Origin of the sequence: Nitrosomonas sp. Nm84, from assembly GCF_003201565.1 — a bacterium.
Taxonomy (GTDB): domain Bacteria; phylum Pseudomonadota; class Gammaproteobacteria; order Burkholderiales; family Nitrosomonadaceae; genus Nitrosomonas.
Genome location: NZ_QJJP01000029.1, coordinates 22,189 through 46,405 on the forward strand (window position 1 = coordinate 22,189; position 24,217 = coordinate 46,405).

Consider the following 24,217-nt stretch of genomic DNA (forward strand, 5'->3'; position numbering starts at 1 on the left):
TGCAGATATCGCCTTATGAGCGATGGTTAGAATCTTAAAACGCCTATGTTGTCCAGTCTCCGCTGTAAAGAGGGAGATTTACTTTTAATTAACTCTTCTATTGACGATTCAAAGAAAAACTCGATTCGCGCTCGCAATATGCGATAAGCACGCTCGAAAGCTGCATTAATCTCTTCTTCTGTGCCAGTTGCTTTTGCTGGATCAGCAACACCCCAATGAGTACGCAAAGCAGAGCCAAGATAAACCGGACAGGCCTCTTTATCAGCATTACCACAAACAGTGATTACGATATCTGGAGTCTCCGGTAAATTTTCCCAAGATTTGCTGAATAAGCCCTCTGTTGAGATGCCTTCACGTTCAAGCAACGCAAGCGAACGATGGTGAACTTGTCCAGTTGGTTTACTACCTGCGCTCATTGCATGCCAACCTTTGGGAGCAAGATGGTTGAAAGTAGCTTCAGCGAGGATAGAGCGGCAGGAATTTCCAGTACAAAGAAAAAGTACGTTCATGATTAACCTGCACAGCAAGATTCCGATTTAGCAGGAATCGAGGTGTCTTTCCCAAACATAGGGATAGTCTTTAGTGAATGAAACGCCTCCCATGCGATGCCTTGCGGGTCAACCGTCCAATATTTATTAGATGAGGCATAACAACATTGAGCGTTTTTTTGTTCTGAAGCAGGCACATCAGCACGAACCAAACGATCATTCATTTCGTTTAATGCTTCGTCTGAATCAACTTGTATTCCAACATGATCTAAGCCAGGTTTTGCACCTGTTGCCGATATTGCGAAATTGATATACGGATCATCCAACATCCATTTAGCGTAATCCGATTTGGTGACTGCGGGTTCTACACCAAATAATGCAGAGTAAAAACGAATATTATCTTGCAAATTATCGACAGCGATATGAACATGAAAGCGTTTCATCAGATTTACTCCTGAGTTAAATGAAATGAAAGGAAAAATTCTTTTTAGCTATTCTTTTTCATCGCAGCAGACTTCAACGGGACTACAAGGAACACCAGCACAACAATTCTCAGTGAGATAGCCTAATAAGGCATTCATGGTTTCAAAGTTTGCCGAGTAATAAATAAAGCGGCTTTCCTGTCGGGCAGTAACCAACTCCGCATTAGTCAGTTCTTTTAAGTGAAACGATAGCGTTGCATTAGGAATATTTAATTCCTTTGCAAGTTGACCTGCAGCAACCCCCGATTCTCCATCCTGAACCAATACTCTGAATATCGTCAGACGAGTTTCATGAGCTAGGGCAGTTAGGGCTTTAATAGCAATATTGATTTCCATATTTCCAATATAATGGAAACATAATTTACTGTCAACACTCTCAAAATATTTCACTTAAATTACTTAAAGAAAATAATTTCATTGAAAAGTCCCCCTCCTTTCTGGCTTGTTTAATTTTTTCGACCGCTACCATAGAATAATCTATCGCCTCGGCCAAATATCATATTAGCTGTATGCTTACCTTTATCTATCGATAGGCTGGGAATTGGTTACAATAAAAACATGAAAATATGCAAGTAAAATTGGATACTGGTTAATCTTCTGCTACCTTGGCTCAGTCTGCTTGCAGTGATGCAATAATTGGGCAGGAAACATTTCCTTTTCGTGTATGGCAGGCGCGTAAAAGCGCAGATAGCGCAGCCTCCATGCGCGTCAGATCTTTCAGTTTTTTACGCACATCTTTTAGTTTTATTTCAGTCAAATAGCTGACTTCATTGCAGTGAATGCCGTCTTCCAGCCGTAGCAATTCACTAATTTCATTCAAACTGAAACCCAGCCGTTGGGCAGATTTTACAAACCTTACGCGCTGCACATTAACTCTACTATAACGACGAATGCTGCCGTAGGGCTTGTTCGGCTCGGGTAGCAAACCTTTGCGTTGATAGAAGCGGATCGTTTCCACACTGACCTCAGCCGCCTTAGCAAATGCACCGATGGTCAGATTCTCCAGATTATTCTCCATACCGCTTGACTCCGTACATGACTACGGAAGTAATCTTACGGTACTCGTAAAATTTTTAAAAGGAGAAATGCATGGCCGAGCCACAACAGGGGCGCAGTGCCCTCGTCGCTGGAGGGTTGGCCGCTATCCTTGCCTCCATCTGCTGTCTAGGGCCGCTGGTATTGATCGCTCTGGGATTCAGCGGTGCCTGGATCGTCAATCTGACCGTATTGGAACCGTATCGCCCGATCTTCATCGGCGCGGCGCTGGTGGCCATGTTCTTCGCGTATCGCCGCATCTTTCGTCCGGCACAAGCCTGCAAACCCGGCGAAGTCTGTTCCATCCCTCGAGTGAGGATCGCCTACAAGATTATTTTCTGGATCGTGGCTGTCCTGGTGATGGTCGCGTTGGCCTTCCCTTATGTCCTTCCATTATTCTATTAACAGGAGATTCTCATGAAAAAACTTATCGCAATAGCTGCATTCTTAGCTACTCTGACTGAACCTGCATGGGCCGCTATCCAAACGGTTACGCTGTCTGTACCCGGCATGACGTGCGCCGCTTGCCCGATCACGGTAAAGAAGGCACTCTTTAAGGTGGATGGCGTGCAAGAGGTCAATGTGAGCTACAAGAAACTCGAAGCCGTTGTCACCTTTGATGATGCCAAGACCACTGTCGAGACATTGACCAAAGCTACCGAAAATGCTGGCTATCCGGCCTCGGTGAAGCAATGAACGTGAAAGACCCCAAAACCCTGGTTCGGGTCGGCCTGGTTGGCACGGTTTTGGTGGCGCTGTGCTGTTTCACTCCGATCCTGGTCATCCTGCTCGGGATTGTTGGGTTATCCGCCCTCACCGGGTATCTCGACTACGTGTTAATACCCGCGCTCGCCATATTCATCGGCCTGACTATTTATGCCATATGGCGCAAACGCAAGGCTGATGCCTGCTGTGCATCCACTGGCGCCGGAGAAAACAAATGATCGAAATGAAAGTAGATGGCATGACCTGCGAATCTTGCGCATCACATATCAAACAAGCACTGGTAAACGTGTCCGGTGTTAAATCAGCCGTTGTGTCCTACCTCAAGGGAACAGTGCAACTGGATACCGAGCCAAATACCTCACCGGAGGCACTGATTGCAGCTGTCACGGCACTAGGCTATCAGGCGATCTCCTATAAAAGTACAGCAGCGCTTGATAAAACAGACAATCACTTGCACGTTGCAATCATCGGTAGCGGCGGCGCGGCGATGGCGGCCGCGCTAAAGGCCGTCGAGCAAGGCGCTCAAGTCACATTGATTGAGCGCGGCATCATCGGCGGCACCTGCGTCAATATCGGCTGCGTGCCGTCCAAGATCATGATCCGCGCCGCCCACATCGCCCATCTGCGCCGTGAAAGTCCATTCGACGACGGCATCGCAACGACCGAGCCCTCGATTCAGCGCAGCAAACTGCTGGCCCAGCAGCAGGCCCGCGTCGATGAGCTGCGCCACGCCAAGTACGAAGGTATCCTGGATGACAATCCGGCTATCACCGTACTACGTGGTGAAGCCCGTTTCAAGGACAGCCATAGCCTCACCGTCCGGTTGAACGATGGCGGCGAGCGCGAAGTGACGTTCGATCGCTGCCTGATTGCCACCGGCGCCAGCCCGGCGCTGCCGCCCATTCCCGGCCTGAAGGAGACACCGTACTGGACTTCGACTGAAGCCTTGATCAGCGACACCATTCCCGAACGTCTGGCCGTGATCGGCTCGTCGGTGGTGGCGGTCGAGCTGGCACAAGCCTTCGCCCGGTTGGGCAGCCAGGTCACGATCCTGGCACGCAGCACGCTGTTCTTCCGCGAAGATCCGGCTATCGGCGAGACCATCACAGATGCTTTCCGTACTGAAGGGATCATAGTGCTGGAACACACACAAGCCAGCCATGTCGCTTATGTAAATGGTGAATTCGTACTGACCACGGGGCACGGCATCGTTTCCGCCGACAAGCTGCTGATCGCCACTGGCCGCGCAGCGAACACGCACGACTTGGCACTGGAGGCGGCAGGTGTGACCGATAATTGCCAAGGCGCTATTGTCATCGATAAGGCTATGCGCACGAGCAGTCCACATATCTACGCTGCTGGCGACTGCACCGACCAGCCGCAATTTGTCTATGTGGCGGCAGCGGCAGGGACGCGCGCGGCCATCAATATGACCGGCGGCAAAGCGGTGCTCGACCTGACCACCATGCCTGCCGTAGTATTCACAGATCCGCAAGTGGCAACCTTAGGTTACTCAGAGGCGGAGGCGCATTTGAAAGGCATTGAGACAGACAGCCGCACACTCACGCTGGACAACGTACCACGCGCGCTTGCCAATTTCGACACACGCGGCTTCATCAAACTGGTCGCCGATGCAGGCTCGGGCCGTTTGATCGGCGTACAAGCGGTGACCCCGGAAGCAGGAGAACTGATCCAGACGGCTGCACTCGCTATCCGGGCACATATGACGGTGCAGGAACTGGCTGACCAATTGTTCCCCTACCTGACGATGGTTGAGGGATTGAAGCTCGCGGCGCAGACCTTCTCCAAGGATGTGAAACAGCTTTCCTGCTGCGCCGGGTGAGGAAAAAAACAGGTATTCGATGAATGTCTACACAGTATTCCGTATAAATAGCTTTAAGTAATAAGAGACCGTACATGGACGCCCACAATTTGCAAAGCATTCAATTTTTGATGATGAACTGATTTAGATTGCAGCCATACATTCGGATTTTTCTTGGAGAACTTACTCCTATCCCTGATGGAATTCGCTAAATAGCACCTGATCACTGCAATGCACTCGAAGTGCCAGGTCCCGTTAAGGTTAAGCTAATTACGGTCTTAATTAAGGCATAGGTAATTAACATAAGTCTATTATTCACAACCTTTTCCACGGAATTTGTGGATAACGCATAGAACTGGCTTAATTCATATAAACGCCAGGTATTTTATTGTTTTCCGTGATAAAGCTTTTCTAGCCAGTCAGCCCATTTAGCGGCTCTGACCATCAGATCAGCGCGATATATTAAATTATATTTTGGAGTCCGTGAATGATAATTGGCCGCCTTTGTCCAGATGTCGCCTCTATCATTCTTGATATGCAGACGCACGCGCCATGCGGCCAAATCATAGGAATAACAACCTGGATTTGCTACATGATCAGGCGTGATGCCATATTTGGATAAATCTTGAAGATATGAGGTATTAAACTGCATCGAGCCAACATCGTGAGTACCGTTACTGTTACGCACCCATTGGCCCGGTTTTCCACTCTCCTTTTCGGCTATCGCTAGTAAAATATTGGCGGGTATTTCATACTTGATGGCGGCTGTAATTGAGCACACCACTCTTTCCTGCATATCTGGTGGCAAATCCATCATCAAACGAATCGCTTAAATACCTTATTCATTATTTGCCCCCTCCTTGCGAAATATTGTTCATACCCGCAGATTCCTGAGCCTGACCCTTTTCGATAGCGCTGCGTAAAGCATCCGGCCCCGAACTTCTTGCCGCTGCTAGCCGACCGGCTGCCAGTGATCCACCATAAGATGCAACGGCTGCAGCAGTACCTGCCGCTGCCATAAAACCACCGGCGCCATAGCTGCCAATTCCAGCGCTCGAGCCTATGCTACTACCCGTTATAATGCCAGCCAGTAACGATGGTAATCTGGAAATCAACACAAAAAATGCAATCGTAAAAATCAGCATAACCGCCAGTTCTTCATAATTCATAACATTTTTACCCATTTTGGCGTAAAAACTGGATAACAGATCACTGCCAATACCAACGATCAGGAGCATCACAAATAACTGTATTCCAATACCCAAAACCGTTTTAAAGTAGTTTATGGCGATGTCGGATGTCCAGCGTGCGCCACCAAAACCTAAAAAGAAGATACCTGCATACATTAACACCCATCCTGATATCAACAAGAGCAGCATGTTGACTGCTATTACTGTCAGAATAATTAAAATTATTAAAGAAATGATAAAACCCATCAAACTATCTATAGGTTGCATGAATGTAACGCTCTTCGTTGCCTGGTTCCAGATTAAAATCCCTGTATGCATAATACTGGCATGACTCGCACCACTCGGCAAACCGGCGGCAGTGCCGCCTAATTGCTGCATAGAGTCTATAATAGTGCCCGCAATATTGTGACCCGATACGGCATTAGTCAGCAGCCAGAAATAAAAACCTGTGAAGATAACGAAACGAGTGAATTCGGCGAAGAAATCACCAATATCGGCCTTGCGTAACAGCATCATGCCAAATGTCCACACCATTGAAATCAATACCAGAGACCAGAACAATCGCTCAGCTGCAGACTGAATAACAGTATGCCAACTCTTAACCTTTGTCCAAAACTTTTGGACGACTTGATCCAGAACACTCTGATTAGTTACTGGATCAACATATGCCAACTCAGCTGATGCCTTCGTGGAAAGTAATATCAGAAGCAAAGTACTTAATAAAATACACAATACTTTGTACATAGACTTGATCTCCCAATTCTTCCGGCAAATATTTTAGGTCAATAACTATTTTGCTTTCTCTAATTCAACTGGATTTCCCGATTCATCTACTGGCCCGTTAATAGTCCATCTAATTCCAGGCGGCATTTCACTTAATTCCTTCTTAGGCTCTTTCAGTTCAAGCTTGCCATCGCCATCCTTATAACAGCCTGACAACAACAAAGACGATAAACAGATCACTGCAATACTCAAATCACTCTTTTTCATTGTTTTTTCTCCTTCGATTTAGTGTTTTAAAAAGCGTCTCTTACAGACCAATTTCTACCAGCAGGCAATATTTCAGGACTCAATCGCTTGGTTGCTGCCTCACGTGCGGCCTGCTGCATGGCCTTCAGATCTACCTCAGCCTGATTTTTTGTATTGAAAGCATTGTGCTGAGCTATCAGCATTTGACGCATTTGTAATAGCTGATTCGCTTGATAGGCGGCCAATTGATTGGCATACTGAAAAGCTTCCATTTGCCCTTGAGCTGATTGAGTTTTTTGTTGTAAAAGTTGCAAATGAGCCGCATCCAGAGGAATCTGATTTTGATGTTCACTCAGCCCTCGTAAAAGGGAATCATTAGCATGTTTTTGTGAGTCTGTGCTCGTGTTTTGTCCATCCTTTAATAGTTTCCAGGCGGAATCGCTACATTTTTCCTCTAAAGTGAAGCAAGATGAGCTACGGTAATATTCAACATTGCGAAACCGTTGCATGTAGCTGTCTAGACCTCCATATTGTTGTTCATAATACCGTATGGAATTGGATAAATTGATTAGCTTAGTCATGGTGTATTCTACCTTCGCCCATACATAAGCAGGTGGTGCCAAAGTATTGCGAATCATGTTTTCATACTGCTGCAACTGGGTTCTGTATTGCTCAATTTGCTTTTCAGTTTGATTGATTGCTTCAATCGCTGTAATGGTGGATTGTTTTACATTTGCCATATCTATGACAGCCATTCCACCGGCTTTATTGATTGAGGAATAGCTTAAAATACCCAGGCTTAATAATATTGTGATCCACTGAATAGCTAGATTTTTACTATTTACCATAATTGAATGCTCCGGCATTAATAATCAAACGACTGATAGGGTTTAGAAAACTTCATGTCTTTGGTAACGATGATGTTAAAGCGATACCCCGGCCTGATCTCAAGGGTGGGCGAGATATTCAGGTTTTTGCGAATCAAATTGGCTGTTACCAATCCCAATTGCTGACCCAGCGATTGGCTCATGATGCTACCGGCATTCTGCCGCCCGAACGCACCTCCTGAGTCACGCTGGCTGTATGTTGAACCGGCCACAATGGCCGACATTATCAGGGCTGAACCAAAGATGCGCAGATAATGGTTATTGACCTGATCTTTAAAACCAGCATAACCCACCCCATCAGCACCCGGCATGGCACCAATATCCATGGTCTTGCCATCCGGAAAGATGATGCGCTGCCAGGCGACCAACACACGTGCCTGACCAAACTCCACTTCGCTGGAATAAGTACCCACCAATCTCGAGCCTTGTGGAATCAAGCGCCATTTACCTATCGGAGAATCATAAATATGCTGACTCACCTGTGCCATGATCTGGCCCGGCAGACTGGAATTAATACCGGATATCAAGGTTGCCGGTATGACAAACCCAGTTTGCAAGACATACGGTGTAGGAGGTTTTTTGACTTCACTATCCAGATTCCAGCGTGCATCCCCTTTTGCCGAATCAAAACGAGAATAATCCTGAGTCTGTCTGCCAACATCATCATCCAGCAAACGAGGGGCGCCATCGTTCATGAATTCATCACCCCTACCCGCTCCCATTCCTCCCGCTACACTTGATTCCCCATCCTGTCTCAACCGCGCCAGACGCGCATGATAGGCAGCCGTTGGATCTTCACGCAGATTTGCATCTATCTGTTGACGCACTGATGCCAATTTAGCCAACATTTCCTCGCGCGTTTTAGGTGCACCAGTGTTGGTTAAATCCGGCGATGATCCTGTACTTCTGGGTGCAATCACATTCACATTTGTTTTGGCCTTGATCGCTTCTTCCAGTTGCTGGCGTTTCAACATCCGAATATGCTCGATGTCAGCATGATGCGAGGGATCAGTAACTGCATTCAGGGATGGCGGCAGAGGCGGTTTATCCAGATCCGATGGCCGCTCGATAATGATTCCCTGAATGGGTGATTTTGCAACTGAATCTGAAGTTACAGATTGGGCTTTAGGCTCTATGATGCCGCCGATATAGTCTTTGGCAATGAGTGAAGCAAAGGAATTGCTCGACTGAATATCGCCATTCACATCAGAATCATTTTGACCTCGCTCAGCTGCGCGATTCATAGCGACGATCATCATAAGCAGCATGAATATCAGCATAATCGCGCCAAAAATTACAATCGGAAGGTTATTAACGCGCCGCACACCGGCGCTTCTTGCGACTACATCCGGTGACGAATCGGGTGATAAGAGTTTTGAATTGGTCGACATCTACCTACCCCCTTATTCTTTTCTTACCCAAAGACCGGCAGGATGAACACTGTCGGCCTGTGCCACAAATGCACGTGACAAGCGCGTATCGTCAATCGTAATATTGACATGATACAAATCACCCGATTGGTCAATTATGTAACTCAAGGCCAATCCTGTCGGTTGACTGGCACCATCCTCCTGGTGATTAATAGCGATGCCCGGAAGGCTGTCGCCCATCAGAATTTTTGAAACAAAAAGGGAATTATCCGAATCGATTCTCTCCTGAACCGCAAACCCTGCAACGCGCAGATTCTCTATCAAGGCATGACCAAACGGGTCATTGACTGTATGACGCAGATTAAATTGCGTGTTTGCAGCCGGATACAGACGCACTATTTGTGCTGTCACTTCATCGGCCATGACTTTGCTGTATATGGTTGAAGGATTTTGAATAAAACTGCCATAGGGTTGCGTAGCACAGCCGCTCAGAAGCAATAACAAAATGATAATTAAACTATTGGATCGCATGATCAATTCCCCCTTGAAATCGTCACCCGGCTTTGATTGCCGCCCACTCCAGCAACAAGAATTGCCTTGTCAAACACGGCATCCACGATATAGCGATCACCCTGTAAGCGGTAATTCACTATGACCGTCTCATCATCGCTAAAAATGCCGCCTTCCTTGTTCAATAGTAACAAAGTCGGTGCTTCTGTCTGCGCCATGATGGCAGGCATCTGTATGATGGTTTTTTGACCATCGTTATAGACACGCAACGGCTTCCAGGCAGCATCTCCGGCAACAGAATAGGCGAAGTCCAAGTTGCCAAGATATTCTCCGGTTCCAGGCAGGGTGCGTGAGCGTCTCACATCCATAGCATGACTTTCCCGGGTCTTGATGGCATCCCATTTGGCAATCGCATCCTCAGGATAAGTAAAGCCCACTCTCGGCATGAAATCGCGCCGGTGAGATCGCAATCGCATGTGATACGTGCGCCGGTTGGTAGTCACCACCAGGGATGTTTCCAGACCCACATCCAAGGGTTTTATAATTAAATGTTGTACCTCTAGAGCCCCCTGCCCTGTCACGGCCGGTTCAACCAGCCAACGCGCCTGATCGCCCAGATGGATGGAATTCACCTGTTCTCCCGGCTGCAATTCAATATCGCATACCTGCAATACTGCACACACGATGCTGGGCTGTTGTGAACCGAACAGAAAACGGATTGACCCATCCGGCCCCGCAACCGGTTTTGTGCCGCTAGGATTGACTGCTTGCCATTTCTTGGCCAGATCAATAGCGGCACGCTCTTGTGGCGTCAGTTGGGGATTCTTATCGGTGAAATACGCATCCGACAAACCATTGGCATAGCCTGGAGTAACCAGTCGAATGGACAAAATCAACATGCTCAGCGTGCCCAAGATACTTGGGGTACTTAAAAAGAGTAACGGTTTCATGATGAGCGGTCCCTTTATGTCTGCTTCGACCAGGAGAAATCCTGGATATAAATGCCCAGCGGGTTATTGCGGATCTGTTCTTCCGTTGTGCTTTGGGTTGTCGGCTTGTTATAGACTCTCAATAATGCACGCATCTTGAAAGGCGGCTCGGTTAAGTGCCCTTGCCGATCATAGATTTTCTCCAGCCAGTCGACCTGCCAGGTCTCCGGTGATTGGGGTATCACCGATATGATTTCAACATTGACGGTTTGTGTTTCAGCACGTTTGAAAGGACTGCTGGCTTCACTACTGTTGAACCATTCATTGGCTTTTGCAGTGGCCGGATCATTATTGGACAGCATGGCATACGCACGAAAAATGGCGCGACGCTGCAAGGCGATATCAGGGGTCACCATACGCAAATCATTAATGAATGCGGCAACTGATGCATGCACTACGCGCTGATCGGCCACCGCAGCGATATCCGCACGGGAAACCGCTACCGCCTCACCCAGTTTATTGACCTGCACCACGTAAGGGATGAATTTGGATTGACTGCCGATAGCAATGACTCCTCCTACCCCTGCCAGCGCAATCAATAAGCAAAGAATGGCCAGCATTTGCCACATATTGCGCGAAGCCTGAATCCCGCGCATATGATCATTCCAGGTACGCCGCGCTGACAGATAGGGGTTTTCATTTTCACCGCAGCGGCGACCACCTTCCATGAATGCATGATCCTCACGGATTTGTTTGTTCGACTTAATTTTTCCGGCAATTCTTATTTTAAAAAAATCACTGATTACACTCATCCAGCCACTCCATAGTCAGATAATGTTAATCCTTTAATCGCCAACCACTCGATAACCCAGCGGTCTCCATACTTGTCATGCAGGTTTTTGATAGTTGCGATTGATTCCTTATCCGTAGATCCCACAAAAGCTAACGCTAATGGCCCGAGTGCCAGGTCGTAGAGTCGCCTGCCGTTCTCGGACACGGTGTAATATTGCTTTTTAGGAATGGCAGAAGCCAAAATCTCAATCTGGCGTGAATTTAAACCCATGCGCCGGTAGAGTGCTGATGCTTCCTCATCGCGTGCAAACACGTTAGGTAGAAATATCTTGGTGGCAGTGGACTCAACAATGACATCGAGAATGCCACTGTTTGCGGCGTCCGACAGACTCTGGGTTGCCATCAACACCAGACAATTGTTTTTACGCATGACTTTGAGCCATTCCCGAATCTTGGCACGAAATACCGGATGACCGAGCATGAGCCATGCCTCATCCAGAAGGATGGCAGCAGGCTGGCCCTTGAGGCTTCTCTCAATGCGCCGAAACAGATACAACAACGTGGGCAGTGCGTATTTATCACCGAGATTCATCAATTCCTCGATCTCGAAGGTGGTAAATGATGAAAGATTCAATCCATCGGCTTCAGCATCGAGTAAATGCCCCATCATGCCATCAATGGTGTATTGCCGAAGCGCTTCACGGATGGTTTCATCCTGAATCGTCACCAGAAAATCCGATAAGGTTTTGGAGCCGCTTTGATGCATGTTAGCAATGGCATGACTGATTTCGTTGCGCTGTAACGGGGTGACTGTGATGCCGTTGAGTTCAACCATCAAACAAATCCATTCCAGCGCCCATGCACGATCACTTTTAGTTTGCAAGAACTGTAATGGGCAGAAAGACAGTGATTCATCATCTCCTGCTACTGTGAAATGCTGGCCACCCACTGCTTTTGTTAGTGGATACATCGACATTCCCTTGTCAAAGCAATAAATCGACATGCCCTGGTAGCGCCTCAATTGCGCGGCAATCAACGCCAGGTGCGTGGATTTACCCGCGCCTGTAGGTCCGAACATGAAGGTATGTCCCAGATCACGTACATGCAGATTCAGCCGGAAAGGGGTAGCGCCTTGAGTGACACAGTGCATCAAGGGTGGTGAATTGGGTGGATACATTGGACAAGGGGCTATTGGCTTGCCTGTCCAAATGGTATTGACCGGCAACAGATCAGCCAGATTCATGGTATTGATGAGTGGTCTGCGTACATTCTCGACACCGTGGCCGGGCAGGCTTCCCAGATAGGCATCCATCGTATTGATCGTCTCAACCCGTGCGGCAAAGCCCAGATGATTGATTGCTTTCTCTACCTTTCGCCCGGCTTCTTCCAACGCAGCCCGATCTTCCATCATCAGCACAACCACGCTGGTATAGTAGCCCTGCCCCACCATGCCGCTATTGGTCTCAGCAATGGCAGACTGCGCATCATCAACCATATTGAGCGCGTCCTCATCGATGTTGCTGCTTTGCAGGTTAAATACCTGATCCAGAAAACCGCGAATCTTTTGTTTCCAGCGTCTGCGGTATTTCTCCAGATGATTGACCGCCTCATGTGTATCCATAAAGATAAACCGAGATGACCAGCGGTACACGCCCGGCAACTCAGCTAGCAGATTTAACATGCCTGGTGAGGATTCCAAGGGAAAACCTTCAATGGAAACCACCTGAACGAAATTTCGACCAATTTTAGGTACCACCCCGCCCCACATTTCCTGACCACTCAGCAGCGTGTCCAGATACATGGGATTGGCAGGTAACACCATTGGATGATCCAGGCCGGTAATGCATAATTGCAGCCACTGTAAGAAATCATCATGGATGATGGTTGTACTGTCTTCATTGACGATTTTGCGGCTTTTTAAGCGTGACAGATGAAACACGCTGGATAATCTGGACTCAAAGTTGGCACATTCACGCTGAAAATATTCCAGCAATCCTTGCGTTCTGGCTTTTTGATCGGGTGCCTGGGTGTCATCATCAAACATGAGTTCTACGAACTTGCGCTGTGCCAACATCGGCGGCAAATAGGTCAGTGATACGATAAAACAACTCTCGTACATAGTACCGATACGTTCAAACAGATTGCGCCGCTCCTGATCAATGGCAGCGGTCACTGGATCAGGATAATTGGATAACGCTTTATCTGAGTAACCTTGTGCCGGTTTGCGTATAGCATCGACATGAATCATCCAGCCATTGCCCAAACGGGATAATGCCTGGTTAATCCGAAACGACACGCGTTCACGCTCGATATCGGTACTGCTGGCCGTATCATCACCAAAGAATATCCATGCGGCCATCAATGCACCATTCTTGCCGACAATCACGCCATCTTCCACCACCGCCGCATACACCAGCAAATCGGCAAAGCCCATTTCTTTTGATCGATGTTGATCCAGCCTTAATTCTTTGCCAGCATCACGAATACGCAGGAACAGCATCAGAAGCAGCAAAGCACCACACATTGCGATGAGGATGGTCATTGCGGCAATCATGGGTGCTGTTTTTCCTGTTGACGGTTATTGTCATAAAAAGGGGTGCTTCGCGCCGGATAGTATTTCTTGTATTGAATCTGGCGCAGATACACATGACGCAGTTGCGGATCATTTTTAGCCATCAGTCGCAGTGCAAACAGTGCAAAAAACCACAGCGCTATGCCAAAGATCGTGGCCTTGATTTCCATCGCCACAAAGATGGATGTGGCTGCAATCAGGATAGAAAACATAACGAGTTCGCGGTCACCGCCCATAAACAAGTTGGGGCGGTTTCCCGATTGACGGATAGGTATGGTTCGAAGTGCCATAGTCAGCCCCCCTGTTTAACTAACGTAGAGTGATGCTTTCTTCTGATTCTAAGATTGTCCCTGGCGCTTCACCCGGAATAACCGCACCCTGAAATAGATTAGTCATCACATTGTTGGCTCCAACGAGTAACGCCATCACCAATACGATAAAAATCAGGGTGCGGAAAAAAGCATTAAGCTCACCGCCAAAGATCAAAATGCCGCCTGCAACCACAATACCGATGATCGACAAGGTAAACGCTACCGGGCCGGTAACGGAGTTTCTGAGACTCACCAGCCAGGTTTCATAGGGAAGTGCTCCACCTGCGCCAACGGTTGCTTGGGCTTGATCAGCAGACAATAGTAGTAAAAACAAGACAGCGAATGAATAGATACAACCGAATGGAGAGATACCCTTGATAGTGATTAACTTCATTGCTCGACTCCTATGAAATATTTACAGCTTTTTGATTTGATAACTTCCTCTTTTAAAACCTTGTACTTCAATGATTTGTTGGATTTGTCTGCCATGTGGTGCGCGCGTGATATGCACGACCATATCAACCGCCTCTGCGATCAAAGGCATGATCTCTTTAGGCGCTGAAGGATTACGTGAAATCAGGGATTCCAGACGGGTGAGTCCTGACATTGCATCATTGGCATGCAATGTAGCGGCACCCCCCTCATGCCCCGTGTTCCAGGCATCGAGCAAATCCAGGGCTTCTGCACCTCTCACCTCACCCACCAGAATGCGATCCGGACGCATGCGCAATGTTGTTTTTAACAACTGCGTCATGTTGACATCGAGTGTGGTGTGATACTGGACGAAATTCTGGGCAGCGCATTGAATCTCGCCGGTATCCTCCAGGATAAAGATGCGCTCATCCGGATCATTGAGAACCATTTCATTAATGATGGCGTTGATCAAGGTCGTTTTACCTGACCCGGTACCACCAATGACTAAAATGTTGCGGTGCTTGCGCACAGCCTCTTTAATGACATCACAGTGCCTTGGCGATAGCACGCCGGTTTCCACATACTGCTCAAGCGTAAAAATCCTGATGGCTTTTTTGCGGATGGCAAAAGTGGGCGCTGTAACAATGGGGGGTAATTGACCGGCAAAGCGTGAGTTATCGAGTGGAAACTCACCTTCAATAATTGGATTGAATCGATTGATTTCCTTGCCGTGGAAACCCGCTACCGTTTTGATGACAGCTTCAACCTGGGCAGCCTGGATATTTCCGATATGTTGTATCTTTTGACCAAGCTTCTCCTGCCAAATCCGGCCATCGGCATTGACCATGATTTCAACCGTCTGAGGATCTTGCAGTGCAGACAGTATTTCCCGTGCATCGCGCTCCAGCTTGCTTTTAGCCCGATCTTTAACGGTTGTGATGTTAGGTGAGTGGTCGGACATTGTTATATCGGTGCAGCAATAAATAAATATTGCATACAACGATATAATAATAATTAATACTATGCAATATATTTTTATTGTTTCATTTTATTTTCCTCATGATCTCGCGGTTTTCGCGATCCCATTGCGCGACCTGGAATGCCTGAAACTCACTCAATACAGCGCCCTTCCAGACAAATCCCTTAGCCAGATGTCCAGCACTGCCATCTGCTAATAAGGCTCGCTCTGCTGTACTCATATCCGAATTGTCGAACAATAGCGGCAGCGGCGTATCCAGCGCCTTGGCAATCGCTTCTATGACTCTGAGCGATGGATTGGCTTTATCATTGGTCAGTTCAGTAATAAAAGAGATTGAAATACCCGCTTTTTCTGCCAGCTCAGCTTTTGTTATTTTCTTCTCGCGCAGAATTCTTAAAATGTTTGTTGTTAGAATTAAATTATACATATCGTAAATTGCGGCTCCCTTAACCGTTAAGTATTTGTCTTTTGGTTTAATTCATAATCATTTTTAATATACATAATTGTATTAAGGTTATAATGCATGTTCATGGATAAAATATACAATTCCCCGGTCAAATAAATATTTATAACAGATAGAATATCGCCTGGTTGCGATGTTTTTGGCGTCTATGATTCTTAGCTGTGTTTCCAGGCTAGTTCATAACAAGATCAATGGTTTAACTTTGGAGGGTATTTTATCAAATGTTTATGTCTATTCCTTTTCTTGCTTTGAGCAAGTCATCTTTATCTGAAAAGATACATTCCCCATTCACTTAAATTGAGAAGAATTATAGTAATGAAATATTGCCCTTAATTTTCACAGAATTCTATAACTCAGGAAATTACTTCTAAAACAAAGTAATAATTAAATCAATGACAAGTAAGAAAACTTTATCCGATGAGAGGAATAAAGCGCCTGATGTGTTGGGCGCGAGTCAGATTTCACTTGATTTAATTATGGAAGATGCAGCTCAACCTAGAAAAACTTTTGATGCGGCTTCACTCGCAGAATTAACAGAAACGATTAAACTGCGAGGTGTAAAAACCCCTATATCAGTGCGTCCCAATCCAGACAAACCCGGAACCTATATTATCAATCATGGCGCCAGAAGATATCGCGCCAGTAAAAATGCAGGACTTAGATCAATACCCGCCTATATTGATGCCGATTACAGTTTGGCGGATCAGGTAGTTGAAAACTTGCAACGGGATAATCTGACATCACGCGAAATCGTTGATTATATCGGGCGTGAGATTGCTGCTGGTAAAACCCATGAACAAATAGGCAAATTCATTGGCAAATCGGCTTCCTATGTGTCATTACATGCAGCGGCCATGGATTTACCCGATCCTATTGCCGAGCTGTTTAATTCCGGAAATTTGACAGATATAGCAGCCATATTTAATCTTAAAAAGATATTCAAAAACTATCCATTGGAACTGGTCGATTGGTTGAAATACAGCCGACCAGAAGACATTACCCGCACTAAAATACAGCAGTTTAGAAAATTCCTGGAATCAAAGGATGATGAAAAAGGAATTGTGGATGAATTAACCCGCCAAGCCCCCTACCCCTCTACAGACAGTCTTGAGATCAAAGCAGAAAAGAAAGAACGCAGCCATAAATCCCCTGCCGATCAATTGCTGGTCTATATTTATATACGTCTAAAGAAAAGAACGCATCAACCAAAAGACATCATGAGAAAACTATCTGATGCGCAAAAGACAATGATTATCGATGCGCTTAAAGTCTACTTTATTGCCGGTCGAAAGTGTAAGGATCTTTTTCAATCTATCTTATATTCATTGAAAGACGGCGACTTTGATGGAACAGGTCGCGGTGCTTTTAACCTGACCGCCTTCTTTTTTGGTGTAAACAAGAAAGAATTTGACTTGGAAATGATCATTCAAGAAGTCTATCTCAATTTATCCAAATGAAACAACGTCTCTTAGTCATGAACGGGCAGAAAATCCTTCAGAATTTTAATGAAAATGAATGGAAAACTACCGGATTAATTAAGAAAGCTGAGGAAGGTATCAAGCCAGGTATCTATAATATTTATTTGGCAAAAAAAGCTGAAACGGAAAATAAAGCCTATGAAGGTTTAATTCTCTTTATCAACAAGCAAGAAGGTGTTGTTTATCAACAAGTAAGAAAAGACTTTATAGCGCACAAACTGGAATCCTTTAGCTCTCCCCCACCCATTGGTAAGAATGTTTCTATTCAGTACGACAATCATGAGAAATTGAATCTGATTAAAGTAGATGCTGTTAGCAATAAAAAAATGCACAAAATATAATCATAAAAGAAAAACTATTCTATAGTTTTTTTGTATGTTGATTAACAGCCAGGTATGTTGGTATGGCATATGCTACTGGCTATGGCGTATAACTTAAAAAGGGTGCTCAGACTCTAAACCGCCCAGTCATCGCGCAAACATAGGGATATGGACCTCCTTTCCCGAAAATAACCGGCTTAAAGTAGTTGTTCCCAATTCATTTATAGAAAAAAGGGCCAAAATTTCCGATCGCCTACAAATGAAATCCTGAAATTAAAATAAGAGATTTAAGCGATTTTGCAAAGCTGTCTATATGTCTGATATTGCTAGAGTGTTAAAACTTTCTGGCAGTTCTGCGCTTGAAAGACCCAACTTACTGAGCGAAATTAAAGCTGCTCAGCACTCGGACTCGGGAAAAGCTGGTTTTATCCTTCAAATAATTGAATAAAATTCGGTGGTTGGTATTCAAGTAAAGCTTCTACGCAGCTTAACTCCCATGTTGATCTTAGTGCTAGATAATGGATATCGAGATTAAATAATATTATGTTATTATAATTGCATAATATCATAACTTCATAATATTATGATATCCCTTTTGCAAAACGAAACTAGAAATGAATATCTCAATTAAATTAAGGTCAGACCTGCTGAACTAAACCTCGGGCGGCGGTTGCTTCTTTTACAAGTACGATGCATCAATCAAATGAAAATGTTCAACCCATGGATTGAAATCTCGATCAGAAAAAAGTAGAGCTGCTTTATTTTCTATGCAGTATGTGGCAATGAGACAATCGATAGTTTTTCTAATAGTAATGCCACGCTTTCTTAACATACGATAGTATTCAGCAGATTTTATCGCCAATTCTACAGAGCAAAGAGGCTTTAACTCAAGCTCTATCAACAGGGATTGGGCAACTTGGTAATCATCATCATTTCTGAATCCTTGCAACAGTTCCGCGAGGATCAGGTCCCCTACTCCGATAACCGAACTTATCAGAAAAAAATCTAATCTCTCTGTTTGCTCAGTGACTTTACCGTTAAAAAAATCGATCCAAACGCTGGTATCGACAATTATCATCTATCAGTTCTCATATCATTGAGATCTCCATCCCATGCTAATTTCCCCCGATAACACCTGATCCTTTCCTGCTTCTTAATCCTTAGTAAGGTTAACAAACCGAGTTCAACCGCTTCTTTTTTTGTCTTTGCCCCTGTTAATTTAATTACTTCATCCATCAACTTATCATCAATGACAATATTCGTTCTCATGTAATCCTTATTGTGTATATTTTTAATGAATTATACACAAAGAATATTTCCTATTCATAGTTCATTGACTCCTGGCTCGAAGAATTTGGTAGTTCTTTCATGTTCTGTCTTTGATGCTTTTTAGTACTAATAATCCTGAATAAAGAATATCATCTTATTTAGATATTATAATATCATGATATTCTGATATTCTGATATTTTGATATTTTATTATTACAATATTATACTATATTTCTATGACATTATAATACTAAAAAATTATAAAATTACTATAGTATGCTTCTATGATATATTAATATTTTGCTATTATAATATTTGATTTATAGATATGAGAATCTGGACTATTACTAATCAGAAAGGCGGCGCTGGTAAAACCGTTCTTGCAACTAATCTAGCGGTCGAAGGTAGCAACAGGGGCCTTAAAACACTTTTAATTGATCTCGATCCGCAACAGTCTGCAACTAAATGGTGGGAGGCCCGAGAAGCTGAAGAACCACTTTTAATTAAATGTCTCTATAACCAGGTTATCGAGAATTTAGAAGCTGCAAAGAAACAAGGATTTGAATTGATCATTATAGATACTGCGGGTAGAGAAGGGCTTATCCACACCGAAGCAATCGATAAAGCAAGTTTTGCGATCATTCCGTGCCAGCCATCACTTGATGATTGTAGAAGTGCATTACCTACAGTTGAAATTATAAAAAATTCTAAAATTCCATTTTCCTTTGTTATTACTCGTTGCCCAGCTAGTGGTGAAGATTTACAGGAAGCCAAAAACAGTCTTTCAGCAATTGGGCTTGTTTGCAACACGCCAACTTATGAACGTAAATGCTATAAACGTGCTTATGCTGATAATTTAAGCGTCAAGGAATATGACTCAAACGATAAAGGGGCAGGGGAGATAGCTGCGATTTTTGAATATATATATAACAAAGAAGATCGGTTAGGAAAACAGATTTAACTGACAAGAGGAACAATGTATGAGTAAAAGAAAAGCTTCTTTAGGACTTACGACAATTATCGATGATAACATTGAACATCCCCAGGAGTTAAACCCGGCGCCGGTAGCCGCTACCAATGAAACTGTGAAATCCAAACCCAGTATCAAGAAGAAACAATCGATACCGATTTATGTCGACCCTCTTCTTCATGACGCGTTACATGTACTAGTCTTCTCTGAAAGACACAAGAAAACATCTTTTCAGTCTTTATTTATTGAAGCGCTAGATCTACTTCTCAAGCAGCGCGGATTGCCATCTGTGGATGAAATAACACGTGGTGAAAAAGTTATAAATTTATAATATCTTGATATTAAGATATCGTAATATTATACTATTCGGGCAGCACTCAAATAGTCAGCCATAAAGATCATGTCCCATCTTCCGAAACAGCAGAGTTTAGCGAACCATTCCGATATAAGTCAGTTATCATTCCAGAATTCTCCGACTAAATGCCGGATTTTCTCATCCTTAGAGGAAAATTTTTCAATGGTGATTTCACCCTCTCCCTGGTAATTTTTGTATGTTGATTAACATGAAAACCCCGCCATTTTTTCAAGCGGCGGGGGGTGTATCACCGTTTGCAGTCATCGGCATCCCTGCCTGTACTGCATGATTACTATAACGTAATTTAGAGAAACATGTGAACCGAATAAATATGCGACTTCCTATGACGGCGAAATGACACGTATTGTGGGGAAATAAGTTCGATAACGACCATTATCACGAGTAAGGATGCACCATCCTCTCACTGCCGCATGTGCGCCAATATAAAAGTCTGGAAGCGGTGCATGTTTAACACCACCAGATTTACGGTATTTCAGGAAACATTTTCCTGCTAAAAATGCTGCTTCATAAGGCAAGTTTTCTCGATGAATATAATCATTCGGTATTGCTTGCTCCAATTCTTCAATGCGCTCAAAGCTTATAGAGATTTCTGAATAAATAATGGGGTTTATATAAAGTAGTTCTCGCTCGGCCAAATCTGCGAGCATCTCTGATGACCATTCAAACCATTTAGGATCCTTGGTAAAGATATCCAGAATAACATTACTATCAACTAAAACAGGCATTATTCACCACGCGTTAATTTCATAATTTCGTCGGTACTCATAGAAACAGTACTTTTTCCGGACATCGTTTCTACCATTCTTTTACCTCGAACAATTTGTTTTGCTTTCTTGATATGTAATTCATCCCCAATACATTCAAACTCAACATGCGTATGAGGCAATAAACCTAATGCTTCTCTATATTTCTTGGGTATGGTGATTTGACCTTTTGATGTAATGAGCATAATTTAAATTCCTTAAAAGTAAGAATATTACCAGTATTACGCTTACTTTAAATATATACATACAAATCGAAAGAAGTAATCCGTGTATACATGGGAAAAGAGGGGAGGGGATTTAGAACAATATCAGTAGCATACTGTTTTTAGTAGCATAATTATCCACTAACAGTCTTTATACTTCAGAGCAATAACTATGCAATTTTAATATTTAATGTTATATATGCGCAGATGATAAAACGGCATCTTGAAGATAAAATTCGTTCTGCTCTGGCAACCAATTCGTCTGTGGCTCTTATGGGGCCACGTCAAGTAGGAAAAACAACACTTGCGATTAATATTGCGGATACTATTCCATCTGTTTATCTTGATCTTGAAAACCGAATTGATCTTCAGAAAGCTCAGGACATTGAAGCTTTTCACAAAGAAAACAGCGATAAACTGATTATTTTAGACGAAGTACAACGATTACCGGATATTTTTGCGCCGATCCGTGGACTAATTGATCAACAACGAAGAAAAGGAAAGAGGGTAGGACAGTTCCTGTTTTTAGGATCAGCTTCAATTGATCTGCTAAAACAATCCAGCGAAACTTTGGCCGGGCGTATTTCTTATATCGAAATGTTTCCGGTTAATGTCCTGGAATATACAAAAAGTGCTCAACATTCCGAAGCCGTAAATGATCTCTGGTTAAAGGGAGGTTTTCCTGACAGTCTGTTGGCCAATAATGACGAAACCAGCTTGAACTGGCGCTATGATTTCATCAGAACCTACCTTGAACGGGATATTCCGCAATTGGGACCAAGAATTCCTGCAGAAACGTTAGGAAGATTCTGGACGATGCTGGCGCATAGCCAGGGAACAAATATTAATACCTCAAAGCTTGCATCCAATATCGAAGTCTCAAGCGTAACAGTAGCTCGTTATATTGATCTTCTGGTTGATCTACTTCTAATCCGTAAAATACAACCTTATACGGCCAATATTAAAAAGCGCCTTGTCAAATCGCCAAGAATCTATGTGCGTGATAGTGGCATCACTCATGCACTGCTGAATATCGGTTCTTATAATGATCTACTAGGTCATCCGGTCGTCGGAAAAAGCTGGGAAGGGTTTGTTATAGAAAATATAGCATCTGTTTTACCTCCTCGCGTAAGGTCATATTACTATCGAACGGCAGGCGGGGCTGAGATTGATCTTGTCCTGGAATTTGGTGTTAATGAAAGATGGGCAATAGAAATTAAAAAAGGCACATCTCTTAGCTTAGGACGTGGATTTCATGAGGCTTGCGAAGATATTAAGCCGCAAAAAAAGTTTGTCATTTATGCTGGAAAGGACAGATTTCCACTACCGCATGATATTACGGCCATAGCCCTATATGATTTTATGGATATTCTAAAAGAAAAAAAGAACAATGAAATTTGACCACCCCTATGTTTCTGGAGCAGAGACAATGTTGTCTCAAACTCTTTATAGGGATGCCGTAAAGATTCCCGCGCGGCGCAAAGCACTGCCGATATCTCTGCGTTACACAGAATCAAGGGCTTCTATTCTCACAAATAGCTTTTTAAACTATATTCTTAATCCACTACTATGACATGAGTCTCAGTAAGGAGTAAGAAGTATGGTGCAACTGAACCGCATCACCCAGCAACCCAATGTAATGGGCGGCAAGGCATGTATTCGTGGAATGCGTGTTACTGTCGGCATGATCGTAGGACAAATCGGAGCGGGACATAGCTTCGAAGAAATACTCGCCGACTATCCCTACCTTGAGCGCGAAGACATTATGCAAGCGCTCCGTTATGCTGCATGACGAGCTGAAGAGCGCGAGGTCATATTGGTTTCCACATGAAACTGCTTGTCGATATGAACTTGTCCCCACGATGGGTCGGTTCGTTAGAGGATGCTGGCATTAAAGCAGCACATTGGTCAGCACTTGATGCGAAAAACGCACCAGACAATGAAATTATGGGCTACGCCAGAGCGAATAGCTATGTAGTCCTCACTCATGATTTGGATTTCAGCGATATCCTTGCCGCCACGCATGGCGAGAAACCCAGCGTTGTTCAAATCCGAGCGGATGATGTCAGCCCGAACGTTATTGGATTGCAGGTCATCACCGCCTTGCGGCAAATGACCTCTGAATTGAAAGACGGTGCTCTGCTGACCATTGACCCCAATCGTACAAGGATGCGTCTGCTGCCGTTACATATAAAGCCGTTAGATGAAACGTAACATTACAAATCGTAAAGAATCTCTTTTTAATGGGACATGGGTACTGTGGTTTTGTATCAATGATGATGTTTTGTTTTATCTCAAAGGGTTTCAAGGTAAATCTATGTATCGTTTCCTGAAGTAGATAAATGCTAATTGGTTATGCACGCGTATCGACGCAGGATTAGAACCTTGATCTTCAAATCGAAGTATTGACCAAAGCATTGGAAATACTGTGAGAAGGCGATATCCTCGTTGTTTGGAAACTAGGTTGTCTTGGTTGCAGTGTCAAAAATCTAGTCGATCTGGTTGGAAAGTTGCACAAGCAATGCATCAAGTTTAGAAGCCATACCGGTGCCATCGACACAGGAACCCCATCAGGCCGATTCTTTTCCACGTTATGGCTAGCTAGCTGGCTGAAATGGAACGTGAACTTACAATCGAGCGAACCTGTGCAGGATTGGAAGTTGCCAGACAACTTGGTCGTATAGTAGAAAGCAAACACTAAATGACCGACTGCAAGATCGAATCGGCCAAGAAACTTTTGGCCAATGGAGTGTTGCCTCGGGATGTAGCCAAGATTGCTAGATTCTAGCTTCGGTATAACCGTGGGCTTGTCGGGAAACTCAAAAGAGCTGAGAAAGACAGAAAACCGACAACGACACATCAAGAAGGCGCAGAATTAACAGAGAATAGAATCTCTGG

Annotated in this window: 32 protein-coding genes and 1 pseudogene; 12 read left to right on the forward strand and 21 right to left on the reverse strand. The window is 44.5% G+C overall.

Translation table 11 applies throughout. The features are described 5' to 3' along the window. Positions 1-26 precede the first annotated feature (26 nt). From C8R34_RS13205 to merR, 4 genes are all read right to left on the reverse strand, one after another. Positions 27-509 carry an arsenate reductase ArsC gene (locus C8R34_RS13205; protein ID WP_110341349.1) on the reverse strand — a complete coding sequence of 161 codons (483 nt, stop codon included), beginning with the start codon at positions 507-509 and terminating at the stop codon, positions 27-29. A gap of 2 nt (positions 510-511) precedes the next feature. Continuing rightward, complete coding sequence (locus C8R34_RS13210; RefSeq protein ID WP_110341351.1) at positions 512-931, reverse strand: ArsI/CadI family heavy metal resistance metalloenzyme; 420 nt, start codon at positions 929-931, stop codon at positions 512-514. Positions 932-979: 48 nt separating this feature from the next. Further along, entirely contained in the window at positions 980-1,306 is a 327-nt protein-coding gene (locus tag C8R34_RS13215) for a helix-turn-helix transcriptional regulator (RefSeq protein WP_110341353.1), read from the reverse strand. A gap of 274 nt (positions 1,307-1,580) precedes the next feature. After that, the gene (merR, locus tag C8R34_RS13220) at positions 1,581-1,988 is read right to left on the reverse strand and encodes an Hg(II)-responsive transcriptional regulator (protein WP_110341364.1); all 408 of its coding nucleotides are present in this window, start codon (positions 1,986-1,988) and stop codon (positions 1,581-1,583) included. Between the two features lie 71 nt (positions 1,989-2,059). Between merR and merT the strand changes: the two genes are divergently transcribed. The 4 genes from merT to merA are packed head-to-tail and all read left to right on the forward strand — an operon-like array spanning position 2,060 to position 4,574. After that, complete coding sequence (gene merT, locus C8R34_RS13225) at positions 2,060-2,410, forward strand: mercuric ion transporter MerT (protein ID WP_110341366.1); 351 nt, start codon at positions 2,060-2,062, stop codon at positions 2,408-2,410. A gap of 12 nt (positions 2,411-2,422) precedes the next feature. Then, positions 2,423-2,701, forward strand: a complete 279-nt coding sequence (merP, locus tag C8R34_RS13230) for a mercury resistance system periplasmic binding protein MerP (RefSeq protein ID WP_110341368.1) — start codon at positions 2,423-2,425, stop codon at positions 2,699-2,701. Between the two features lie 2 nt (positions 2,702-2,703). Then, on the forward strand, positions 2,704-2,949 hold the full coding sequence (merF, locus tag C8R34_RS13235) for a mercury resistance system transport protein MerF (RefSeq protein ID WP_110341409.1): 246 nt from the start codon (positions 2,704-2,706) through the stop codon (positions 2,947-2,949). 20 nt (positions 2,950-2,969) lie between these two features. Beyond that, positions 2,970-4,574, forward strand: a complete 1,605-nt coding sequence (merA, locus tag C8R34_RS13240; RefSeq protein WP_375342130.1) for a mercury(II) reductase — start codon at positions 2,970-2,972, stop codon at positions 4,572-4,574. Between the two features lie 364 nt (positions 4,575-4,938). On the opposite strand, the gene C8R34_RS13245 is transcribed toward merA, so the two are convergent. The 13 genes from C8R34_RS13245 to C8R34_RS13305 form a co-directional block, all read right to left on the reverse strand. Then, entirely contained in the window at positions 4,939-5,370 is a 432-nt protein-coding gene (locus C8R34_RS13245) for a transglycosylase SLT domain-containing protein (RefSeq protein ID WP_258364505.1), read from the reverse strand. A gap of 28 nt (positions 5,371-5,398) precedes the next feature. Next, positions 5,399-6,487, reverse strand: coding sequence for a P-type conjugative transfer protein TrbL (gene trbL / locus C8R34_RS13250; protein WP_110341372.1), 1,089 nt, complete (start codon positions 6,485-6,487; stop codon positions 5,399-5,401). 45 nt (positions 6,488-6,532) lie between these two features. Next, entirely contained in the window at positions 6,533-6,733 is a 201-nt protein-coding gene (locus C8R34_RS13255; RefSeq protein ID WP_110341374.1) for a hypothetical protein, read from the reverse strand. A gap of 26 nt (positions 6,734-6,759) precedes the next feature. Continuing rightward, the gene (gene trbJ / locus C8R34_RS13260) at positions 6,760-7,560 is read right to left on the reverse strand and encodes a P-type conjugative transfer protein TrbJ (protein ID WP_110341413.1); all 801 of its coding nucleotides are present in this window, start codon (positions 7,558-7,560) and stop codon (positions 6,760-6,762) included. 17 nt (positions 7,561-7,577) lie between these two features. Continuing rightward, on the reverse strand, positions 7,578-8,990 hold the full coding sequence (locus C8R34_RS13265; protein ID WP_110341376.1) for a TrbI/VirB10 family protein: 1,413 nt from the start codon (positions 8,988-8,990) through the stop codon (positions 7,578-7,580). Positions 8,991-9,002: 12 nt separating this feature from the next. Then, a complete protein-coding gene (locus C8R34_RS13270; protein ID WP_110341378.1) occupies positions 9,003-9,500 on the reverse strand; it encodes a conjugal transfer protein TrbH in 498 nt (165 codons plus the stop codon). A gap of 2 nt (positions 9,501-9,502) precedes the next feature. Next, positions 9,503-10,429 (reverse strand): P-type conjugative transfer protein TrbG, encoded by a 927-nt coding sequence (gene trbG, locus C8R34_RS13275; protein WP_181415504.1) that lies wholly within the window; start codon positions 10,427-10,429, stop codon positions 9,503-9,505. Between the two features lie 14 nt (positions 10,430-10,443). Next, positions 10,444-11,220, reverse strand: coding sequence for a VirB8/TrbF family protein (locus C8R34_RS13280; protein ID WP_110341380.1), 777 nt, complete (start codon positions 11,218-11,220; stop codon positions 10,444-10,446). Then, the gene (locus C8R34_RS13285) at positions 11,217-13,754 is read right to left on the reverse strand and encodes a VirB4 family type IV secretion/conjugal transfer ATPase (protein ID WP_110341382.1); all 2,538 of its coding nucleotides are present in this window, start codon (positions 13,752-13,754) and stop codon (positions 11,217-11,219) included. The genes C8R34_RS13280 and C8R34_RS13285 overlap by 4 nt, the downstream gene beginning before the upstream one ends. Then, a complete protein-coding gene (locus C8R34_RS13290; protein WP_110341384.1) occupies positions 13,751-14,062 on the reverse strand; it encodes a conjugal transfer protein TrbD in 312 nt (103 codons plus the stop codon). Before C8R34_RS13290 ends, C8R34_RS13285 begins: the two co-directional genes overlap by 4 nt. A gap of 19 nt (positions 14,063-14,081) precedes the next feature. Beyond that, the gene (locus tag C8R34_RS13295) at positions 14,082-14,477 is read right to left on the reverse strand and encodes a TrbC/VirB2 family protein (protein ID WP_110341386.1); all 396 of its coding nucleotides are present in this window, start codon (positions 14,475-14,477) and stop codon (positions 14,082-14,084) included. Between the two features lie 21 nt (positions 14,478-14,498). Further along, complete coding sequence (gene trbB, locus C8R34_RS13300; RefSeq protein ID WP_110341388.1) at positions 14,499-15,458, reverse strand: P-type conjugative transfer ATPase TrbB; 960 nt, start codon at positions 15,456-15,458, stop codon at positions 14,499-14,501. A gap of 82 nt (positions 15,459-15,540) precedes the next feature. Beyond that, positions 15,541-15,903: a helix-turn-helix domain-containing protein gene (locus tag C8R34_RS13305; RefSeq protein WP_103966883.1), complete on the reverse strand. Its 363-nt coding sequence runs from the start codon at positions 15,901-15,903 to the stop codon at positions 15,541-15,543. 428 nt (positions 15,904-16,331) lie between these two features. Between C8R34_RS13305 and C8R34_RS13310 the strand changes: the two genes are divergently transcribed. Both C8R34_RS13310 and C8R34_RS13315 read left to right on the forward strand, forming a co-directional pair. After that, positions 16,332-17,396: a ParB/RepB/Spo0J family partition protein gene (locus tag C8R34_RS13310; RefSeq protein ID WP_110341390.1), complete on the forward strand. Its 1,065-nt coding sequence runs from the start codon at positions 16,332-16,334 to the stop codon at positions 17,394-17,396. Beyond that, complete coding sequence (locus C8R34_RS13315) at positions 17,393-17,758, forward strand: KfrB domain-containing protein (protein ID WP_110341392.1); 366 nt, start codon at positions 17,393-17,395, stop codon at positions 17,756-17,758. The genes C8R34_RS13310 and C8R34_RS13315 overlap by 4 nt, the downstream gene beginning before the upstream one ends. Before the next feature lie 658 nt (positions 17,759-18,416). On the opposite strand, the gene C8R34_RS13320 is transcribed toward C8R34_RS13315, so the two are convergent. Next, on the reverse strand, positions 18,417-18,815 hold the full coding sequence (locus C8R34_RS13320) for a PIN domain nuclease (protein WP_110341394.1): 399 nt from the start codon (positions 18,813-18,815) through the stop codon (positions 18,417-18,419). Beyond that, on the reverse strand, positions 18,812-19,006 hold the full coding sequence (locus C8R34_RS13325; protein WP_110341396.1) for a type II toxin-antitoxin system VapB family antitoxin: 195 nt from the start codon (positions 19,004-19,006) through the stop codon (positions 18,812-18,814). Before C8R34_RS13325 ends, C8R34_RS13320 begins: the two co-directional genes overlap by 4 nt. A gap of 328 nt (positions 19,007-19,334) precedes the next feature. Between C8R34_RS13325 and C8R34_RS13330 the strand changes: the two genes are divergently transcribed. Then, a complete protein-coding gene (locus C8R34_RS13330) occupies positions 19,335-19,967 on the forward strand; it encodes an AAA family ATPase (protein WP_013646159.1) in 633 nt (210 codons plus the stop codon). Between the two features lie 19 nt (positions 19,968-19,986). Next, positions 19,987-20,307, forward strand: a complete 321-nt coding sequence (locus C8R34_RS13335; RefSeq protein WP_110341398.1) for a hypothetical protein — start codon at positions 19,987-19,989, stop codon at positions 20,305-20,307. Between the two features lie 365 nt (positions 20,308-20,672). On the opposite strand, the gene C8R34_RS13340 is transcribed toward C8R34_RS13335, so the two are convergent. Both C8R34_RS13340 and C8R34_RS13345 read right to left on the reverse strand, forming a co-directional pair. Then, positions 20,673-21,077 (reverse strand): type II toxin-antitoxin system VapC family toxin, encoded by a 405-nt coding sequence (locus C8R34_RS13340; protein WP_207896479.1) that lies wholly within the window; start codon positions 21,075-21,077, stop codon positions 20,673-20,675. Further along, complete coding sequence (locus C8R34_RS13345; RefSeq protein WP_110341401.1) at positions 21,077-21,301, reverse strand: AbrB/MazE/SpoVT family DNA-binding domain-containing protein; 225 nt, start codon at positions 21,299-21,301, stop codon at positions 21,077-21,079. The genes C8R34_RS13340 and C8R34_RS13345 overlap by 1 nt, the downstream gene beginning before the upstream one ends. A 225-nt stretch (positions 21,302-21,526) precedes the next feature. Between C8R34_RS13345 and C8R34_RS13350 the strand changes: the two genes are divergently transcribed. From C8R34_RS13350 to C8R34_RS13365, 4 genes and pseudogenes are all read left to right on the forward strand, one after another. Further along, positions 21,527-22,720 (forward strand): ATP-binding protein, encoded by a 1,194-nt coding sequence (locus C8R34_RS13350; protein ID WP_110341403.1) that lies wholly within the window; start codon positions 21,527-21,529, stop codon positions 22,718-22,720. Positions 22,721-22,919: 199 nt separating this feature from the next. Continuing rightward, positions 22,920-23,111: a DUF433 domain-containing protein gene (locus C8R34_RS13355; protein ID WP_110341405.1), complete on the forward strand. Its 192-nt coding sequence runs from the start codon at positions 22,920-22,922 to the stop codon at positions 23,109-23,111. A 35-nt stretch (positions 23,112-23,146) separates the two neighbouring features. Next, positions 23,147-23,533, forward strand: coding sequence for a DUF5615 family PIN-like protein (locus tag C8R34_RS13360; RefSeq protein WP_110341407.1), 387 nt, complete (start codon positions 23,147-23,149; stop codon positions 23,531-23,533). 182 nt (positions 23,534-23,715) lie between these two features. After that, positions 23,716-24,107 (forward strand): annotated as a pseudogene (locus tag C8R34_RS13365) (recombinase family protein). Positions 24,108-24,217 lie beyond the last annotated feature (110 nt).

Coding starts and splice junctions, on each gene's coding strand:
- C8R34_RS13205 (WP_110341349.1), bottom strand. CDS start 509: ATGAACGTACTTTTTCTTTGTACTGGAAATTCCTGCCGCTCTATCCTC.
- C8R34_RS13210 (WP_110341351.1), bottom strand. CDS start 931: ATGAAACGCTTTCATGTTCATATCGCTGTCGATAATTTGCAAGATAAT.
- C8R34_RS13215 (WP_110341353.1), bottom strand. CDS start 1,306: ATGGAAATCAATATTGCTATTAAAGCCCTAACTGCCCTAGCTCATGAA.
- merR (WP_110341364.1), bottom strand. CDS start 1,988: ATGGAGAATAATCTGGAGAATCTGACCATCGGTGCATTTGCTAAGGCG.
- merT (WP_110341366.1), top strand. CDS start 2,060: ATGGCCGAGCCACAACAGGGGCGCAGTGCCCTCGTCGCTGGAGGGTTG.
- merP (WP_110341368.1), top strand. CDS start 2,423: ATGAAAAAACTTATCGCAATAGCTGCATTCTTAGCTACTCTGACTGAA.
- merA (WP_375342130.1), top strand. CDS start 2,970: ATGACCTGCGAATCTTGCGCATCACATATCAAACAAGCACTGGTAAAC.
- C8R34_RS13245 (WP_258364505.1), bottom strand. CDS start 5,370: ATGATGGATTTGCCACCAGATATGCAGGAAAGAGTGGTGTGCTCAATT.
- trbL (WP_110341372.1), bottom strand. CDS start 6,487: ATGTACAAAGTATTGTGTATTTTATTAAGTACTTTGCTTCTGATATTA.
- C8R34_RS13255 (WP_110341374.1), bottom strand. CDS start 6,733: ATGAAAAAGAGTGATTTGAGTATTGCAGTGATCTGTTTATCGTCTTTG.
- trbJ (WP_110341413.1), bottom strand. CDS start 7,560: ATGGTAAATAGTAAAAATCTAGCTATTCAGTGGATCACAATATTATTA.
- C8R34_RS13265 (WP_110341376.1), bottom strand. CDS start 8,990: ATGTCGACCAATTCAAAACTCTTATCACCCGATTCGTCACCGGATGTA.
- C8R34_RS13270 (WP_110341378.1), bottom strand. CDS start 9,500: ATGCGATCCAATAGTTTAATTATCATTTTGTTATTGCTTCTGAGCGGC.
- trbG (WP_181415504.1), bottom strand. CDS start 10,429: ATGAAACCGTTACTCTTTTTAAGTACCCCAAGTATCTTGGGCACGCTG.
- C8R34_RS13280 (WP_110341380.1), bottom strand. CDS start 11,220: ATGAGTGTAATCAGTGATTTTTTTAAAATAAGAATTGCCGGAAAAATT.
- C8R34_RS13285 (WP_110341382.1), bottom strand. CDS start 13,754: ATGATTGCCGCAATGACCATCCTCATCGCAATGTGTGGTGCTTTGCTG.
- C8R34_RS13290 (WP_110341384.1), bottom strand. CDS start 14,062: ATGGCACTTCGAACCATACCTATCCGTCAATCGGGAAACCGCCCCAAC.
- C8R34_RS13295 (WP_110341386.1), bottom strand. CDS start 14,477: ATGAAGTTAATCACTATCAAGGGTATCTCTCCATTCGGTTGTATCTAT.
- trbB (WP_110341388.1), bottom strand. CDS start 15,458: ATGTCCGACCACTCACCTAACATCACAACCGTTAAAGATCGGGCTAAA.
- C8R34_RS13305 (WP_103966883.1), bottom strand. CDS start 15,903: ATGTATAATTTAATTCTAACAACAAACATTTTAAGAATTCTGCGCGAG.
- C8R34_RS13310 (WP_110341390.1), top strand. CDS start 16,332: ATGACAAGTAAGAAAACTTTATCCGATGAGAGGAATAAAGCGCCTGAT.
- C8R34_RS13315 (WP_110341392.1), top strand. CDS start 17,393: ATGAAACAACGTCTCTTAGTCATGAACGGGCAGAAAATCCTTCAGAAT.
- C8R34_RS13320 (WP_110341394.1), bottom strand. CDS start 18,815: ATGATAATTGTCGATACCAGCGTTTGGATCGATTTTTTTAACGGTAAA.
- C8R34_RS13325 (WP_110341396.1), bottom strand. CDS start 19,006: ATGAGAACGAATATTGTCATTGATGATAAGTTGATGGATGAAGTAATT.
- C8R34_RS13330 (WP_013646159.1), top strand. CDS start 19,335: ATGAGAATCTGGACTATTACTAATCAGAAAGGCGGCGCTGGTAAAACC.
- C8R34_RS13335 (WP_110341398.1), top strand. CDS start 19,987: ATGAGTAAAAGAAAAGCTTCTTTAGGACTTACGACAATTATCGATGAT.
- C8R34_RS13340 (WP_207896479.1), bottom strand. CDS start 21,077: ATGCCTGTTTTAGTTGATAGTAATGTTATTCTGGATATCTTTACCAAG.
- C8R34_RS13345 (WP_110341401.1), bottom strand. CDS start 21,301: ATGCTCATTACATCAAAAGGTCAAATCACCATACCCAAGAAATATAGA.
- C8R34_RS13350 (WP_110341403.1), top strand. CDS start 21,527: ATGATAAAACGGCATCTTGAAGATAAAATTCGTTCTGCTCTGGCAACC.
- C8R34_RS13355 (WP_110341405.1), top strand. CDS start 22,920: ATGGTGCAACTGAACCGCATCACCCAGCAACCCAATGTAATGGGCGGC.
- C8R34_RS13360 (WP_110341407.1), top strand. CDS start 23,147: ATGAAACTGCTTGTCGATATGAACTTGTCCCCACGATGGGTCGGTTCG.